Annotated in this window: 13 protein-coding genes; 10 read left to right on the forward strand and 3 right to left on the reverse strand. The window is 72.5% G+C overall.

Features of this window, described 5'->3' with window-relative positions:
- The first annotated feature begins 73 nt into the window (after nt 1-73).
- Nucleotides 74-2,467, forward strand: coding sequence for a DEAD/DEAH box helicase (locus tag AB0D27_RS09960; RefSeq protein WP_362504739.1), 2,394 nt, complete (start codon nt 74-76; stop codon nt 2,465-2,467).
- Between the two features lie 97 nt (nt 2,468-2,564).
- Here AB0D27_RS09960 and AB0D27_RS09965 read toward each other — a convergent pair whose 3' ends face one another.
- A complete protein-coding gene (locus AB0D27_RS09965) occupies nt 2,565-3,566 on the reverse strand; it encodes a superoxide dismutase (protein ID WP_362504742.1) in 1,002 nt (333 codons plus the stop codon).
- Between the two features lie 142 nt (nt 3,567-3,708).
- On the opposite strand from AB0D27_RS09965, the gene AB0D27_RS09970 reads away from it, so the two are divergent.
- Nucleotides 3,709-4,158, forward strand: a complete 450-nt coding sequence (locus tag AB0D27_RS09970) for a MarR family transcriptional regulator (RefSeq protein WP_362504745.1) — start codon at nt 3,709-3,711, stop codon at nt 4,156-4,158.
- Nucleotides 4,159-4,224: 66 nt separating this feature from the next.
- Here AB0D27_RS09970 and AB0D27_RS09975 read toward each other — a convergent pair whose 3' ends face one another.
- Nucleotides 4,225-5,340 (reverse strand): pyridoxal-phosphate dependent enzyme, encoded by a 1,116-nt coding sequence (locus AB0D27_RS09975; protein WP_362504747.1) that lies wholly within the window; start codon nt 5,338-5,340, stop codon nt 4,225-4,227.
- Between the two features lie 492 nt (nt 5,341-5,832).
- Between AB0D27_RS09975 and AB0D27_RS09980 the strand changes: the two genes are divergently transcribed.
- The 6 genes from AB0D27_RS09980 to AB0D27_RS10005 all read left to right on the forward strand — a co-directional run bounded on the left by AB0D27_RS09980 (nt 5,833) and on the right by AB0D27_RS10005 (nt 12,449).
- Nucleotides 5,833-7,092 (forward strand): DUF4190 domain-containing protein, encoded by a 1,260-nt coding sequence (locus AB0D27_RS09980; RefSeq protein WP_362504750.1) that lies wholly within the window; start codon nt 5,833-5,835, stop codon nt 7,090-7,092.
- Between the two features lie 148 nt (nt 7,093-7,240).
- Nucleotides 7,241-7,993: a GntR family transcriptional regulator gene (locus AB0D27_RS09985; RefSeq protein WP_362504753.1), complete on the forward strand. Its 753-nt coding sequence runs from the start codon at nt 7,241-7,243 to the stop codon at nt 7,991-7,993.
- A 325-nt stretch (nt 7,994-8,318) separates the two neighbouring features.
- A complete protein-coding gene (locus AB0D27_RS09990; protein WP_362504756.1) occupies nt 8,319-8,501 on the forward strand; it encodes an SPOR domain-containing protein in 183 nt (60 codons plus the stop codon).
- 45 nt (nt 8,502-8,546) lie between these two features.
- On the forward strand, nt 8,547-8,954 hold the full coding sequence (locus tag AB0D27_RS09995; protein WP_362504759.1) for a (deoxy)nucleoside triphosphate pyrophosphohydrolase: 408 nt from the start codon (nt 8,547-8,549) through the stop codon (nt 8,952-8,954).
- A 178-nt stretch (nt 8,955-9,132) separates the two neighbouring features.
- A complete protein-coding gene (locus AB0D27_RS10000; protein ID WP_362504762.1) occupies nt 9,133-9,561 on the forward strand; it encodes an ATP-binding protein in 429 nt (142 codons plus the stop codon).
- 269 nt (nt 9,562-9,830) lie between these two features.
- On the forward strand, nt 9,831-12,449 hold the full coding sequence (locus tag AB0D27_RS10005; RefSeq protein ID WP_362504765.1) for a SpoIIE family protein phosphatase: 2,619 nt from the start codon (nt 9,831-9,833) through the stop codon (nt 12,447-12,449).
- A gap of 128 nt (nt 12,450-12,577) precedes the next feature.
- On the opposite strand, the gene AB0D27_RS10010 is transcribed toward AB0D27_RS10005, so the two are convergent.
- Entirely contained in the window at nt 12,578-14,092 is a 1,515-nt protein-coding gene (locus AB0D27_RS10010; RefSeq protein ID WP_362504768.1) for a hypothetical protein, read from the reverse strand.
- Nucleotides 14,093-14,203: 111 nt separating this feature from the next.
- Between AB0D27_RS10010 and AB0D27_RS10015 the strand changes: the two genes are divergently transcribed.
- Together AB0D27_RS10015 and AB0D27_RS10020 are read left to right on the forward strand one after the other, a co-directional pair.
- Nucleotides 14,204-15,454 (forward strand): hypothetical protein, encoded by a 1,251-nt coding sequence (locus AB0D27_RS10015; protein ID WP_362504771.1) that lies wholly within the window; start codon nt 14,204-14,206, stop codon nt 15,452-15,454.
- A 183-nt stretch (nt 15,455-15,637) separates the two neighbouring features.
- Complete coding sequence (locus AB0D27_RS10020; RefSeq protein WP_362504774.1) at nt 15,638-15,958, forward strand: hypothetical protein; 321 nt, start codon at nt 15,638-15,640, stop codon at nt 15,956-15,958.
- The last annotated feature ends 8 nt before the right edge of the window (nt 15,959-15,966 follow it).

A 15,966-nucleotide genomic window follows, 5' to 3' on the forward strand; every position in this document is an offset into this window, starting at 1 on the left:
TCCCACTGGCGCCCGCTGTCAGCGCCGCATGGAAGGATGCGCGCATCGGTGCGGACGGCACATGAGGGGTGTCATGGCGGGGGTCGAGGGGGCGGTGGGCGGACCGCTCGTCGGGCGCAGGGTGCGGACCCTGCTCACGGAGGGCGCGCGGCTGCACGAGGCCGCGCGTACCGTGCTCGCCGATCACGCGCGCGCCCTCGAAGCGGTACGTACGTCACTGGCGCCGCTGCGGGCCGAACTCGTCGCCCGGGAGCTGGAGTCCATCCCCGTCTCGCGGCTGAAGGACGTCACCGAGGGGCGGCTTCGCCTCGCGGCCGTCGAGGCGGCCGGGCTCGGCTCGGTACGCGCGGTGCACGAGGCGAGCCGCTATGCGCTGCGGCAGATCCCGGGAGTCGGCGCCCAGACCGCCGACCAGGCGCTGGCAGCCGCCCGCCAGATCGCCCGGGCGGTCGAGGAGACCGTGTCCGTACGGATCGATGTGGACCGCCCCGAGCCCCGGACCACCGCGCTGGTCGTCGCGCTGGGCAAGCTGGTCGAGGCCGGTCCCGAGCTGCGGCGGGCCGTGGACGCCGCCCAGCAGCTCGACGAGCGGCTCGGCGCGCTGCTGCCCGAGGCCCGCCCGGCCGCCGGACGGCTGCGGATGGCGTTCACGGGGCGGCGCCGACGCCGGGGCGCGGTCACGGCGGTCGCCGGTATCCGCGAGCTGACGGCCGACGCGACCGCCCGGGACCTCGGGCTGCTGCTCGCGCAGGCCGCCACGGACCTGCTGCGCGAACCGGCGAACGACATCGAGGCGTGGGTCGACTTCGAGCTGCGGTCCACGGAGTACTACAGCCAGCTCGCCGAGATCTCCGAGCGCCCCCGGGGCGCGGGTGCCGTCGAGGCCGCCGAGGGCTTCCTGCCGTCCGCGGTCGCCGAGCGGGTGCACGGGCAGCCCCTCGACGACACCCACCGCCGGGTCTCGCTGCGCGGCTACCAGTCCTTCGGCGCCCGTTTCGCGCTGGCCCAGCGCCGGGTCGTCCTCGGCGACGAGATGGGGCTGGGCAAGACCGTCCAGGCCATCGCGGCGCTCGCCCATCTCGCGGGGGAGGGGCACAGCCACTTCCTGGTGGTGTGCCCGGCCGGCGTGCTGATCAACTGGACCCGCGAGGTCCGTGCGCGCAGCACTCTGCGGGCTCTGCCGGTGCACGGCGCCGACCGGCAGGACGCGTACGCCGAGTGGCGGGAGCGCGGCGGCGTCGCGATCACCACGTACGAGGTACTGCACACGCTGCCCGCCCCGGACGGAAACGGCCTGCCCGAGCCGGCGCCTAGCGCGAACGGCCTGCCCGCGCAGACTGGAAGCGGCCTGCCCGCGCAGACTGGAAGCGGCCTGTCCGCGCAGACTGGAAGCGGTCTGTCCGCGCAGACTGGAAGCGGTCTGTCCGCGCAGACCGGAAGCGGCCTGCCCGCGCAGACCGGAAGCGGCCTGCCCGCGCAGACCGGAAACGGCCTGCTCGCGCCCGGCATGCTCGTCGTCGACGAGGCCCACTACGTGAAGAACCCGGACGCCCGCCGGTCCAAGGCGGTCGCGGCCTGGGCCGGTCACTGCGACCGTGTCCTGTTCCTCACGGGTACGCCGATGGAGAACCGTGTCGAGGAGTTCCGCAGCCTCGTCCGCTACCTGCGCCCCGAGCTGCTCCCGGCGATCCACGACAGCAGTGCGGCCGCGGGCCCGCACGCCTTCCGCACCTCCGTCGCCCCCGCCTATCTGCGCCGCAACCAACGGGACGTCCTCACCGAACTCCCCGCACTCCTCCAGGTCGACGAGTGGGAGGAGTTCAGCGCGGCCGACCGGGCGGCCTACCGTGAGGCGGTCGAGGCCGGGAATTTCATGGCGATGCGCAGGGCCGCGTACGCCGATCCCGAGAAGTCCGCGAAGCTCCAGCGGCTGCGTGAGCTGGTGTGCGAGGCGGCCGAGAACGGGCTGAAGGTGGTCGTGTTCTCGTACTTCCGGGATGTGCTCGCCGCCGTCCACGACGCCATCGGGAAGGATGCGCTCGGGCCGATATCCGGCGCGGTCCCCGCCGCGCGCCGCCAGCGTCTCGTCGACGACTTCGCCGCGGCTGACGGACACGCCGTGCTGCTCTGTCAGATCGAGGCGGGCGGGATCGGCCTCAACCTGCAGGCGGCGTCCGTGGTCATCCTCTGCGAGCCGCAGGTCAAACCGACCCTGGAGCACCAGGCCGTGGCCCGCGCCCACCGCATGGGCCAGGTCCGCACGGTCCAGGTGCACCGGCTGCTGGCCGCCGACAGCGTGGACCAGCGGCTGCTGCGCATCCTGCGGAACAAGGACCGCCTCTTCGACGCCTACGCCCGCCGAAGCGACATGGCGGAGGCGACCCCGGACGCGGTCGACGTCTCGGACGGCGGGCTGGCCCGCCGCATCGTGGAGGAGGAACAACAGCGGCTGGCCGGAGTGGGCTGAGGGCCCGTCAGATGCCTTGCGCTCACGCGACGGTGAACGGCGTCCGGGGACTGCCCGGTCCCATCGGGCCGCCCTTGTCGAACTGGGAGCGGGCCCGTCAGATGCCGTGCACCCACGCGACGGTGAACGGCGTCTCGGGAGTGCCCGGTCCCATCGGGCCGCCCTTGTCGAACTGGGAGCGCACGACAAGGGTGCGACCGTTTCGGCGCACGAGTGTGGTCGGGATCTGGAGCGCGGCGTCGGTGACGCTCCGCTCCAGCCGGGCCGCGGTGCCGTCCGCCGACAGGCGCCAGCGGGTGATCGTGTTGGTCTTGTTGAGGGCGGCCCACAGCGTGTCACCGACGAGTTCCAGACCGTCGCCGTTCACCAAGTCACCGCCGGACAGGACGACTTGGCGTACGTCACCGGTGGCGAGGTCCACTCGGTAGAGGGCGCCCCCGGTCATGTCGACGGTGAGCAGGAAGCGGTCCGAGGCGACGATGCCGTTCAACGTGAACGTGCCGGACGGGTGCGGGGCCACGACGCCGCTGAGGTCGTAGGCGGTGGTGAGCGTGGAGCGGCCGCCGTGCGAGGCCGCCCGCGCCAGGTCGGCCGGTGTCACCCGGTAGATGACCTCCCGCACGCTGTCCGTCAGATAGGCGCTGCCGTCCGCGGTGATCGCCAGGTCGTTGACGAAGCGGGGCGCGTCGCCGGGTACGTCGAAGCGGGCCAGCAGGGTACGGGTGCGCAGGTCGTAGACGTCGACCCCGGATGTCGAGTCGGTCACCCAGAGACGGCCCGCGCGGTCGGCCTTCAGGCCGTTGGCGGTGTCGCGGCCGTCCGTGCCCGCGGGCAGGAAGACCTCGGCCGTACGGCGGCCGGCCGTCGCCCGGTAGACGGCGCCGGTGGTGTACGAGCCCACGTACAGCTCGCCCGTACGCGGGTCGGCCGCTATGCCCTCGGGGTAGGTGCGGTCGCCGGGGAGTTCGAACGCGGTGGAGACGCGGGTGGTGGCGCCGGCGGGCGGTGCGGTGCCGATGGCTGCCGCGACGGTCAGCGCGGCGGCGGTGCCCAGGAAGGTGCGGCGCTGGATCGTGCGGTGCTGGATCGAACGGGACACGACGGTGCCTCTCGGTCGGCTTCTCGCTTACTGATCGATGAAGAGGAACCTATGTTAGGGCTCTAATCCTCGTCAAGGTATTTATGACCCTGAGGGGTCTCATGGACGTTATGGCTGAACAGTGCGCCGCTACCATGCGGAGATGACGTCCATGCCCGTGTCCGAGCGCCTCGGCTCCCACCTCAAGCGGGCCGAGCAGGCCCTCAGCGCGACGAAGGCCGCGGTGCTCAAGCCGGCGGGCGTGACCGTCGCCCAGTACTCGGCGCTGCTGCACCTCAGCGCCAACCCCGGGATCTCGGCCGCCGCGCTGGCCCGGCTCTGTGGGGTCACGCCGCCGACCATGAACACGGTTCTGAAGAACCTCCAGGACCGCGGGCTCATCGAGCGCACGCCGCACGAGTGGCACAAGAACGTCCTCGAGACCCGGCTCACCGAGGAGGGGCGGGCCGTCATGGCTGACGCGGACGCCCGGGCGGTGCGGGTCGAGCGTGCGCTGGCCGCCGAGTTCTCTTCCGAGGAGCGGGAGGCGCTGGTCGGGCTGCTCGGTCGGTGCGTCGCGCTCTTGGAAAAGGAGCGAGGGGTGGCGGGGTGAGGGTTTCTTCGCCCCCCTCCACCCCTACCCTCCCCCACTCCCGGCTTCGCTCGAGCGGGGGGACCCTCACGACGGGCTGACATCAGCCAGCCCGGTCTTCGCCCCCGCCCCGCACAGCGGTACCACCCCCGAGCGCTCCCCGAGCGCTCCCTCCCGAACGGCTGCCCAGCAGGCGACCCCCGTCGGCTCCACGTACAGCCCCTGGGAGGCCAAGTCCGTCTGGGCGTGCCGGATCTGGTCCTCCGTCACCGTCAGGAACGTGCCCGCGGACTCCCGGACCGCCCGCAGGATCTGCCGGGCCCGCGGCGGGCGGGGAATCGCGATGCCCTCGGCGAAGGTGGGGGCCATGGGTGTGACGCCGACCAGATCGTCCGCGCCCTCGGACCATGCGCGGGCCAGCGGCGCGACCGCGGCGGACTGGACGGCGTACAGGGCGGGCCGCCGGTCGATGAGGCCCGCCGAGTGGAGCTCGGCGACGGCGAGCGCGGCGCCGAGGAGCAGCGTGCCGTTGCCGACGGGGACGACGATGACGTCGGGGAGCCGGCCGCCGAGGTCCTCCCAGAGCTCGTGGACGTAGGTCTTCGTGCCGTGCAGGAAATACGGGTTGAAGACGTGCGAGGCGTAGAACACGCCCTCCTCGTCCGCCGCCTCCCGCGCTGCTGCCGCCGTTGCCTCGCGGTCGCCCTCGACCACGTGCAGCCGCGCCCCGTGCGCCTCGATCTGCTCCAGCTTCTTCGCGGAGGTGCCCTCGGGCACGTACACCGTGCAGGGCAGCGCGGCCCGTGCGCAGTACGCGGCGATCGCCGTGCCCGCGTTGCCGCTGCTGTCCACGAGGACCTGCCGGGGCCGCAGCCGCAGCGCCAGTTCGGCCAGCAGCACGGCCCCGCGGTCCTTGAACGACAGCGTCGGCATGAGGAAGTCGAGCTTCGCCGAGATGCCCTCGCGGAGCGGCACCAACGGGGTGCGGCCCTCGCCCATGCTGACGGAGGGAGCGGCCAGCGGCAGGCACTCCGCGTACCGCCACAGCGAGTTCACCCGCCCGGCGAGGGACTTGAGGGGAGCCGGCGTGGGCGCGAAGTCCAGATCGAGCGGGCCGCGGCAGACCGGGCAGCACCAGGCGAGCGAGCCGGCGGGGACGCGGGTGCCGTCCATGGGACAGAAGCAATCCGGCGAGGATGTCATGTGCGCAGGGTAGAGGCGACGTTTGGTGGCACTCCGTCATAGTCGGCGCGCACGGCGCGTCCGTTGCGCCGGAGCGCCGAGCCGCACCTCAGGGAAGCCGAAGGGTCGGTCGCAGCGCTCCTTCTCCACGCGCATCCGCCACGCCGACCCGGTCGGGCTCCAGTCCCCTTGTCCCAGCGAGCGTGCCCATGAACTCCCGTGCCCGGTAGGCCGCTTGATCCGCCGGTGCCCCCGCGGCCTCCGCCAGCTCCGCGCGCGCCGCGCCCCCCAGCCCCGTCCGCCAGGAAGCCGAGCAGCGGCCACACCCGGCCGCCGAGAAGACCGTGCCGTCCGACACCTCAGCCACCCAACGCGCCGTCAGCCCGTTGACCGCCTGAAAAGTCCCGTTCATGACCCGCGTTACGCCCCCGTCCGTTGCGCGCTTACGATGCGCGCAGCCATCCGGCAGACGTACGCATGTTCTCCCTCGCCTGGACTAGGAGCAAGGTACTCGTGGCCATACCCCCGCCGCCCGGGCCGCAGCAGCCCGAGGGCCAGTACCCGCCTCCGGGGACGCCACCGGGTGCGCCGGGCCAGTACCCGCCTCCAGGGCTGCCGCCGGGCGCGTACCCGCCCTCGTACGCCCAAGGCCCGTACCAGCAGTCGCCGTACGCGGGCCCGTACCAGCCCTGGGGGCAGGGCTACTCCCCGTACAACCGTCCGGCGCCCGTCAATGGGCTGGCGATCTCCGCGCTCGTGCTCGGCATCCTCTGCTTTCTGCCCGCCGTCGGGCTGGTGCTCGGGATCGTGGCTCTCGCGCAGATCAAGAAGCGGGGCGAGCGCGGCAGGGGCATGGCGGTGGGCGGCATGGTGATGTCGTCGATCGGCGTCGTGCTGCTGGTCGTCGCCCTCGCCACGGGCGGGGCGCGCGACTTCTGGGACGGCTTCCGGGAGGCGGCGAACGACTCCGGGGGCAGCTCCTTCTCGCTGAAGAAGGGCGAGTGCTTCGACGCGCCCGGCGGTTCCCTGGAGGGCCTGGCGTACGACGTCGACAAGGTGCCCTGCGCGGGGCGGCACGACGCCGAGGTGTTCGCGAGCTTCAAGCTGAGCGGCGGCGTCTATCCGGGCGACGGCAAGGTCTCCGACGCGGCCGACGCCAAGTGCTACGCGCTGAGGGACGCCTACGCGATGGACGCCTGGGCCGTTCCGGCCAACGTCGACGTGTACTACTTCACGCCGACCCGGCAGAGCTGGCGCGCGGGTGACCGCGAGGTCACCTGCATGTTCGGGAACACCGACGAGAAGGGCACGCTGACCGGCTCGCTGCGGGAGGACGCGTTCACGCTCGACGTGGACCAGGTCGCCTATCTTCAGGCCGCGCAGGTCCTCAACACGGCGATGGACTCGGCGCCCGACAAGGAGTACGTCGAGGACGACCTCCCCGGCCACAAGAAGTGGGCGACCAGGGTCTCGGACGCGCTCACGAAGCAGGCGGGGATGCTGCGCGGACACACGTTCGCCCCCGCCGCCGGGAAGCCGATCGCCGCGCTGGTCAAGGACATTGAACTGTCGCAGAAGGAGTGGGCGAAGGCCGCGGACGCGGGGGACGCGGACACCTTTTACGCGCACTACGAGAAGGGGGTGAAGCTCATCGACCCGCACAAGACGGTCACCACCCGCAAGGCTCTGGGGCTCGCCACCACCCCGCCGTCGACCGACGAGGACGGCGGCACCACAAGCGCTGGCGGAGGCGGCACCGGCATGGAGGTGTGACGGCTGCCATAGCGGGGAGAAAGTGCCTGCGTAAAGCCCTCGGGCGGCTCAAGTCATCACATCGAGTGATTCTCTGGCCTTTGCTTGCATGGCACAACCCACGGTTGCCACGCTGTTGCTGTCTGTACAACCTGATGGGAGCGGCTAAGTGACTTTCGGTGAGCAGCCGGCGTACCTGCGTGTCGCGGGTGATCTCCGCAAGAAGATCGTCGACGGCTCGCTGCCACCGCACACCCGCCTCCCGTCCCAGGCCAGGATCCGCGAGGAGTACGGCGTCTCGGACACGGTCGCCCTCGAGGCGCGCAAGGTGCTGATGGCCGAGGGCCTGGTCGAGGGCCGCTCAGGCTCGGGCACGTATGTGCGCGAGCGGCCGGTGCCGCGCCGGGTGGCCCGCTCCGGGTATCGGCCGGACAGCGGCGCCACCCCGTTCCGCCAGGAGCAGGCCGAGGCCTCCGCGCGCGGCACCTGGGAGTCCCACAGTCGGCAGGTCGAGGCGAGCGGCGCGATCGCCGAGCGGCTGTCCGTCCACCCCGGCGACCGCGTGATGTGCACGCACTACGTCTACCGCGACGGCGGCGAGACGATGATGCTCTCCACGTCCTGGGAACCCCTCGCCGTCACCGGTCGTACGCCGGTGATGCTCCCCGAGGAGGGCCCCCTCGGCGGCATGGGCGTCGTCGAGCGCATGGCGGCCATCGACGTGATCGTGGACAACGTCACGGAGGAGGTGGGAGCGCGCCCAGGCCTCGCCGAGGAACTCCTCGCGCTGGGCGGCGTACCCGGGCATGTGGTCATCGTCGTGCAGCGGACCTTCTACGCGTCGGGGCGCCCGGTCGAGACGGCCGACGTCGTCGTACCGGCGGACCGGTACCGAATCGCGTACCACCTGCCGGTGAAGTAGTCCCTGGGCCCGCCGGGCGACCGCCGGCGGGCGCCAAGTGGACGGCGCGTGAACCCGGTTGGGATCTGGCCTTTCTCAACCGCCGTGCCCTGCCGGGACTTCGCCCTGCTAGGGGGTGCGCGGGCGGCGGTCGGCGGCGCGTTCAATGGCGTGCGCCCCCCGGCTTCGGGGCTCGTCCTGGCCGGTTGCGTACCTCTTTGTGAAAAGCCGTATTCGCTCCGTGAAGGTTAGGCGTAGGCTCGGGCATATGCGGATTGCGGTTTCCTTAGAGGGCGGGGTACGGCGGGGTACGGCGGGGACCCGGGGCGGGATGCGGAGGGGCGCGATGAACGACGGCACGATCACTCTTCCCTGGCTCGTCATACGACAGGACGACAGCGGCAATCGCTACCGCGTGGGCAGGTACGCGACCCGCGCCGAGGCCCAGAAGATCGCCGACAGCCTCGACGACCGCGGCCACAAGCAGCTCTACTGGGTCGAGCGGATCGCGCAGAACGGAAGCAAGTGATCGACCGCGCTCGGGGCATCCGTCCGCTCCCGTAGGCTCCGGCGCATGACGGAACGGATCGTGGTGGTCGCGGCCGCCCTGCTGAGCGGCGGACGCCTGCTCGCCGCCCGCCGCAGCGCGCCCCCCGAGCTGGCGGGGCGCTGGGAGCTGCCTGGCGGCAAGGTCGAACCCGGCGAAACTCCCGAGCACGCCCTCGTACGGGAGCTGCGCGAGGAACTCGGCGTCGAGGTGGAGCCGCTGGAGCGGGTCCCCGGCGAGTGGCCCCTGAAGCCGGGTTACGTCCTGCGGGTGTGGACCGCCCGCCTGCTCGCGGCCTCCGGCGAACCGCAGCCTCTGGAGGATCACGACGAGCTGCGCTGGCTGGCCCCCGGCGAGATCTGGGACGTGGACTGGCTGGACCAGGACGTCCCGGCGGTGAAGTGCGCGCGGGTGAGGCTCGACGCGGGGGCGTAGACGGCGTCGAGGGCGGCCGGGCGGGAAGCCCGGTGAGGCATGGAGGGGTCTTGCGGAGGGCGTGCGCGGACAGCTTCCGTGGCGCGTACGCCGTTCGTGCCACTGAGCGCCGTCGAGTGCGGTAAGGCGCCCCAGATATCGGGTATGTGCCCATTAACCCCACGAAACCGGACATGGGTTGCTGGCCCTCCCCTGGGAAGTGATCGGCGTGATCGACCCCGAAGGCGACTGCGCCGAGTGGACCTTTCCCGCGGAGCCAGGTGTCGTCCGCAACGCCCGCGCCGTCGTCCGGGGTCAGCTGCGCGACTGGGAGCTTGACTCCCTGAGCGACCTTGCCGCCCTGCTGGTCAGCGAGCTGGTGACGAACTCCCTGCGGCATGCCACGGGTCCCATCGGCGTACGCCTCGTGCGCCCCGCCGGAGTGCCGGACGCCCTGCTCGTGGAGGTCTCCGACCCGCTGCCGGACCCGCCCCACGAGCGGAGCGCCGACGCCGACGACGAGAGCGGGCGCGGAATCCAGCTCGTGGCCGGCTCGTCCCGTCGCTGGGGAACCCGCCCCGGGCGCACCGGCAAGACGGTCTGGTTCGAACTCGCGGTGCCCGGCTGAGAATGTGCCGCTCGGGGGCGCAGGAGCCGCGCCGGGGCGGAGCGCGGCGAAACCGATTGGTTCAGGCCACTGGTACCGGGCGAACTCTTTGATTCGAGGGGGCGCCACCTGGTTAGAAGACTGGGAGTATGTCGCGGCCGGTCCAAAAATCATCGGGACCGTGCTGTGATCGTGAACACCGTGTTGTGCGGCACCGTAGTGCTGGATACTGCGGGCAGCCGCCCCCGGTGACCGGTGCCGGACGCGGTGAGCTGGAGGGGACGGTTCGCGTGAGCGAGATACCAGCGAAGGCCACGGAGTCCGAGGACCCGTCGGACGGCGCGAGGGCTGATGCCGCGGTCGATTCCGCGCGCTCGGTGTCCGGCGGGGGCGCCGGCGACCCGATGGGCGACGGGATGTGGCAGAGCAGTCCGCCCGGTTCGATCTACGACTACATCAAGGTCGCCTCGTTCTCCATCGGCGCCGACGGGCTGGTCGAGCAGTGGAGTCTGCGGGCCGAGCAGCTCTTCGGCATCCCCTCGGAGCGGGCCGTCGGCATGGATCCCATCGAGGCGTTCGTCGCCCCTGACCGGCGCGAGTTCGGGCAGTGCAAGATGGCGGAGATCCTGGACGGCCGGGAGTGGACCGGCGTCGTCCCCTTCCGGATGCCGGAGCCCGAGGGCGGCGGCGAGGGCGCCGAGGGGCTCGCCGAGGTCTATGTGATGCCCACCACGACGGAGGACGGCGAGCGGGCCGCCGTATGCATCGTCGTGGATGTCCGTACCCTGCGCCAGATCGAGACGGATCTCGCTGCCTCGCAGGCGATTTTCGGACAATCTCCGTTCGGCTTTCTGCTGATCGACACCGACTTGCGGGTCCGGCGCGCCAACCAGCGGTTCGCCTCGACTTTCGGCGGCACCGTCGACGACCACCGCGGGCGGGGCGTTCACGACTATCTGCCGCGCGCGGAGGCCGAGCGTGTCTCCGCGACCCTGCGCCGTGTCCTGGAGACCGGCGACTCCATCACGGACATGCACGTCACCGGCCATGTGCCCGGCTCCGACGAGCGCCGCCACTGGTCCATCAACCTTTACCGCGTGCACAGCGGCAGCGGCCGCCCCATCGGCATCGCCTGGCTCGGAACCGACATCACCGCCCGCCGCGCCGCCGCCCGCGAGGCAGCCGCAGCCCGGCGCAATCTCGCCCTTCTGAACGAGGCCGGCGCCCGCATAGGCAACTCCCTCGACCTGGAGACCACCGCCCGCGAACTCCTCGACGTCGTGGTCCCCGGATTCTGCGATCTGGCGACGGTGGACCTGTACCAGGGCCTGCTGGCCGGCGACGAGACCCCGCCCGGGCTCGCGGACGGCAGTGCCGAACTCCGCCGCGTCGCCTTCGCCAGCGCCGTCTCCGACGCGCCCTTCGTCGGCGGACCGGCGCCGGTGGACGTGGGCGCGGTCCACCACTACCCCTTCAACTCGCCCTGCGCCGACGCCCTGCGCACCGCACGCCCCCAGCACATCCCCGCCGAGGAAGGCGGCCTCATCCAGTCCACCCTCGCGGTCCCGATGGTCGCCCACGACACGGTCGTCGGACTCGCCCAGTTCTCCCGTACGAAGGGCAGCGAGCCGTTCGGGGAACGCGACCGGGCGCTCGCGGTGGAACTCGCCGCGCGCGCCGCCGTCTGCATCGACAACGCCCGGCTGTACCGCCGCGAGCACGAGCGCGCGCTGATCCTGCAGCGCTCCCTGCTGCCCCCGGGCGACCCCGAGGCCTCCGGCCTGGACATCGCGTGTCGGTACCTGCCGGGCAACGCGGCGACGGAGGTGGGCGGCGACTGGTTCGACGTCATCGAACTCCCCGGTCACCGCACGGCGTTGGTGGTGGGGGATGTGATGGGCCGCGGTCTGCGCGCCGCGGTGGCGATGGGCGAACTCCGTACGGCCGTACGGACGCTGGCCCTTCTCGACCTGGAACCCGCCGAGGTTCTCTCGGCGTTGGACGAGATCGCGCGCGGTCTCGGCACGCCCGGCGGGGTCCAGCAGGCCACCCGCACCGCCCGCCAGCCCCGCGACGCCGACCTCTCCGAGGTGTACCTCGCGACCTGCGTGTACGCCGTCTACGACTCCGTGACGCGCCGCTGCACCTTCGCCAACGCCGGCCATCTGCCCCCCGTGCTGGTCGAACCCGGCGAGAGCGCGCTGATGCTCGACGTGCCGCCGGGGATGCCGCTCGGGGTGGGCGGCGAGCCCTTCGAGGAGGTGGAGGTCGAACTACCCGAAGGTGCGCTGTTGGCGCTCTACACGGATGGACTGGTCGAATCACGCGATCACCCCCTCGACGAGGGCCTGCAAGCCTTCGTCGGCGCCCTGACCGACCCCTCCAGCCCCCTGGAGGACGTCTGCGACCACGTCCTCAACACCCTCGACACCCACCACGGCGAGGACGACATCGCGCTGCTGATGGCGCGTGTCCAGGGGCTGCCCGCCGAGTCCGTCGGCGACTGGACCCTGCCGCGCGAGCCGCGCAGCGTGGGGCGCGCCCGCGAATACGCGCGTGCGCAGCTGCTGTCCTGGGGCCTCCAGCCACTCGTGGACACGGCGGAGCTCCTCGTCAGCGAGCTGGTGACCAACGCGTTGCGGTACGGCGAGGGGGAGATCAGGCTGCGGCTGCTGCTCGACCGCACGCTCGTGTGCGAGGTGTGGGACGCGGGGCTCGTTCAGCCGCGGCGGCGGCGGGCCCGTGACACGGACGAGGGTGGGCGGGGGCTCCAACTCGTCGGCCTGCTCTCCGCCGCGTGGGGTTCGCGCCGCACTCCCCACGGCAAGACCGTGTGGTTCGAACTTCCCCTCCCCGACGGCGACACGGGCCTGACAGGCCCGGCAGAGGCGTTGCTGAGCCTGTTCTGAGAGGGTTCTCGCCCCCTCCGCCCCTTACCTGGGGCTGCGCCCCCAGACCCCCCTGTCGCGCTTCGCGCTCGTCCTCAAGCGCCGGACGGGCTGAAACCAGCCCTGACGGTCGGCGCGGGGGGTCCGGTTCAGTCGTGGGGGATCCGGCGCCACCGGGTGCGGGGGCCGCCGAAACTGGCGGGGCCGTCACCCTCGTGCCCCCTGGAAGGATTTCCGTACGTCCGCACATCCCGCTCGGCGAGCCGCCGCGCCTGGAGAGCGAGATCGTCAGCCCGCTCGATGTCGGCGAGGGCGGAAAGGGAGCCCGGCGCGAGAAGCCGTTCCGCCTCCGCCAACCGCACGCGGGCCTCGCTCTCGACCACCCCCGGGTGCGTCGAGACGACGTCCGCCACGGTGGTGGCCACGCTTCGGGCCGGCAACAGCGCGTGGTCGAGGAGAGCACCGGCACGCCCACCGGCAAGTGCCACCCCGGCCGCGGCGACACGACGGAGCGCGTCGAGCGGATCGTACGGACCGGCCCCCCTCTCCCGGCGCACCCCGGCGAGAAGCGACGCGGCCCGCGCGACAGGACCGGCCGGCACCCCGCCGCCCCCGCTCACACCCGCTCCCCGAGCCTGCGCCAGCTCGGCCTCCGCTGCGTCGAGCGCCACGGGCAACCGCTCCTGTGCGGCGCCCAGTTCACCCGCGAGCCGGTCGACCCCGTCCACAAGGACGGCCGCCTGGCCCACGGCAGCTTCCGCCGCCCGCAGATGTGCGGCGGCCCTTCCGCCGTCGTTCCGACCGAGGGCCTGCCGCGCCTGGTCGAGGCGGGCCGTGGCGGTCAGGAGCCGGTCCTTGGCCTGTTCGACGTGGCCCGCGACGGGGAGGCAGGCGGAGGGGGCGTACCGCTTGTGGAGCTCGCCGAGTGCCGTTTCCGCGGCGGGGACACGCGCGGCGATCGCGCGCACACGCGTCTCCGCGTGTTCCAGCGCGCCCGCCGCGTCGCGCTCCAACGCGCGCAGCTGGTCGAATCCGGCCGCCTCCGCGTCCAGCCGCCGCCCGGCGTCCGTGCAACGGGCGATGACCTCTTCCAGAACGACCCCGCTGTCGCCCGGGGCCGTGTCGTCGAGCCCCTGCCGCAGCCGGAAGGCCGCGGCGAGTTCGGACTTCGCGTACGCCAGCGCGTCCGCGTACGGTTCGAGCGCCCCGTCCCCGAACTGGTCAGTGGCGACGCCGAGTTCCTCGGCACTGGTGCGCACGCAGTCGTCTATGTCGACCAGCAACCGCCGGGCCCGGCGGTCGAGTTCCCCGATCGCCGGTACGTCGTGCGGGCCGCCGCCACCCGGTGTCGTACGCGTCCTGGCCCGCCGCGCGCGCCGCGCGTACCCATACACGCCCAGCACCGCCGCGGCGCCGAGCGCGACGAGAGGCAGTACGAGATCCCCCGTGGCCGTCTCGTCCTGCCCGGGACCGGCCGCGACCGCCCCCTGGCCGATTACCGGCGCACTCCGGGCAACGGTCACCGAACTCCCGCCGCCCGCCCGCGCCAGGGGCAGCACCAGCCAGCCCAGAGCCACCAGCCCCCCGAGCACGACACACGCCACCCGCACGGCTATGTGAGACGGGGCCCGGCGCGACCGGCTTCGACTCAGGGACGACGTCACATTTTGGAGCGTATGACCGCCTGCGCGTTGCCGCGACCGGTGTGCGTCGAGGCGGCGGCGCCTAAGGTACGGGAGATACGGGGGCGTAGGGGAGGGGCACGGGGGATGGGCATGGACGGCTCGGCATCGGGTGACCAGGGCCGTACGGGGAGGCCCGGGACCGGGACGGAGGACCAGGCCGGGAATCCGGTCGAAGTCCGCCGGGATCCGGCGGACCGAACGGAAGAGCCGACGTCTGCCGCCGCGGCGGGAAACGAGCCTGGGAAGCCCGAAGCCCCCGCTGAGCCCAACGAGCCCGTCGCCGACCCCCGGCAGTCGCCGCGCATACCTCACCGCCTCGCCCGAGCCTGGCGGCACCCCCGTCTGCGTTGGCCCAAACGCGTCGCGCTCGCGTTGCTCCTCGCCCTCCTGCTCCCCTCCCTCGCCGCCGGGATCGCCCTGCGCGTGAACTACGCCGGAGGCCCGGCCCCAGGCACGCAGACCAGGCACCGAGACGCCCTCTGGCTGGGGCACGCCTGGATCGACGGGCGGAAGACAGACGCGCAGATGAAGGCGCTGGTGGCGCGGCTGCGGAGTACCGGCGTCCGGGACCTGTATGTGCACGCGGGACCGCTGGAACACGACGGGACGCTGCCCGAGACGGCGTACCCGTCGGCGAGTTGGCTGATCGCGGCCGTGCACCGGCAGCTGGACGGCGTACGGGTGCAGGCCTGGCTCGGTGACGAGCTGGCGAGCGAGGGGCCGGTCGGACTGCGGCTGGAGCGCCCGGCGACCCGGGAGGCGGTCGTGCGGTCGGCCCGTCAGATCCTCGACGCCGGTTTCGACGGCGTCCACTTCGACCTGGAGCCCCTCCACTCGGGCGACCCGCACTACCTCTCCCTCCTCGACGACCTGCACCGGCTCACCCGCTCCCGTCACGTCCCCCTCTCCGTAGCCGCCCACCAGATCGACCCGCTCCCGGCCGCCCACTCGGTCCGGGGCACCCTCACGGGGCACCCCAAGTGGTGGTCACAGGCGTACTTCGGGCAGGTCGCCCGCCGCGTAGACCAGATCGCCGTCATGTCGTACGACACGGCCCTGCCGTTGGAGAGCCTGTACGGCGGTTACGTCGCCCAGCAGACCTCCCTCGCCCTCGAAGTCACCCCGAAGTCGACGGACTTGCTCATGGGGCTGCCCTTCTTCCACGAGGACAAAATGAGCCACCACGAGTCCGCCGAAACGGTCAGGGCGGCCGTCCGCGGCACCCGCCTCGGCCTCTCCCGCACGGACCGCACCCGCACCCGGTTCGGCGTCGCCCTGTACGTCGACTTCGCGGCCCGCGCCGAGGACTGGACGGCGTACCAGGAGGGATGGGTCCGATGACCGTCGATCGCGGCGCGCTCACACCGCGGGACGGGCGTCTACCGGCTCGCCCTCGACGACGGCTGTGCGCGCCATCGCGGAGCACAGCGTTCAGCGGACGCTGATCCCCTCGGACGGGCACCATTCCCGCATGCCATGATCGGGGTGGGTGCCGGGTGGGCACGCCTGGGGATGGGGGACAGGATGCACTGGATTCTGGTGACGGCGGCCGTGATCGCCCTGGTTGCCCTGGCGGGAGCCGGGGTCGCGGCGATCACCACGGGCCGGCTGGCGCCGTGGGGCCGCCGCCGTGTGCTGCGGCCGACACTGTGGGGGTACGGCGCGGTGGTGGGCGCCGTCGGCATGGCGCTGTACATGTTCCTCGGACCGTTCCGCGGGCCCGACCTCGCGATGGCGCCCTATGCGATGAGCGGGATGGCCCTGTTCTTCTTGGGCCTGGCGCTCCAGTGGGCGGGTCAGCGCCCCGGCCGCCCCACGAGCCTGGTGACGCCGGACCCACGATGACGGCGGAC

Source organism: Streptomyces sp. NPDC048415 (assembly GCF_040651675.1).
Taxonomy (GTDB): Bacteria; Actinomycetota; Actinomycetes; order Streptomycetales; family Streptomycetaceae; genus Streptomyces.

Coding starts and splice junctions, on each gene's coding strand:
- AB0D27_RS09975 (WP_362504747.1), bottom strand. CDS start 5,340: ATGACATCCTCGCCGGATTGCTTCTGTCCCATGGACGGCACCCGCGTC.
- AB0D27_RS09970 (WP_362504745.1), top strand. CDS start 3,709: ATGACGTCCATGCCCGTGTCCGAGCGCCTCGGCTCCCACCTCAAGCGG.
- AB0D27_RS09995 (WP_362504759.1), top strand. CDS start 8,547: ATGACGGAACGGATCGTGGTGGTCGCGGCCGCCCTGCTGAGCGGCGGA.
- AB0D27_RS09990 (WP_362504756.1), top strand. CDS start 8,319: ATGAACGACGGCACGATCACTCTTCCCTGGCTCGTCATACGACAGGAC.
- AB0D27_RS10020 (WP_362504774.1), top strand. CDS start 15,638: ATGCACTGGATTCTGGTGACGGCGGCCGTGATCGCCCTGGTTGCCCTG.
- AB0D27_RS10015 (WP_362504771.1), top strand. CDS start 14,204: ATGGACGGCTCGGCATCGGGTGACCAGGGCCGTACGGGGAGGCCCGGG.
- AB0D27_RS09960 (WP_362504739.1), top strand. CDS start 74: ATGGCGGGGGTCGAGGGGGCGGTGGGCGGACCGCTCGTCGGGCGCAGG.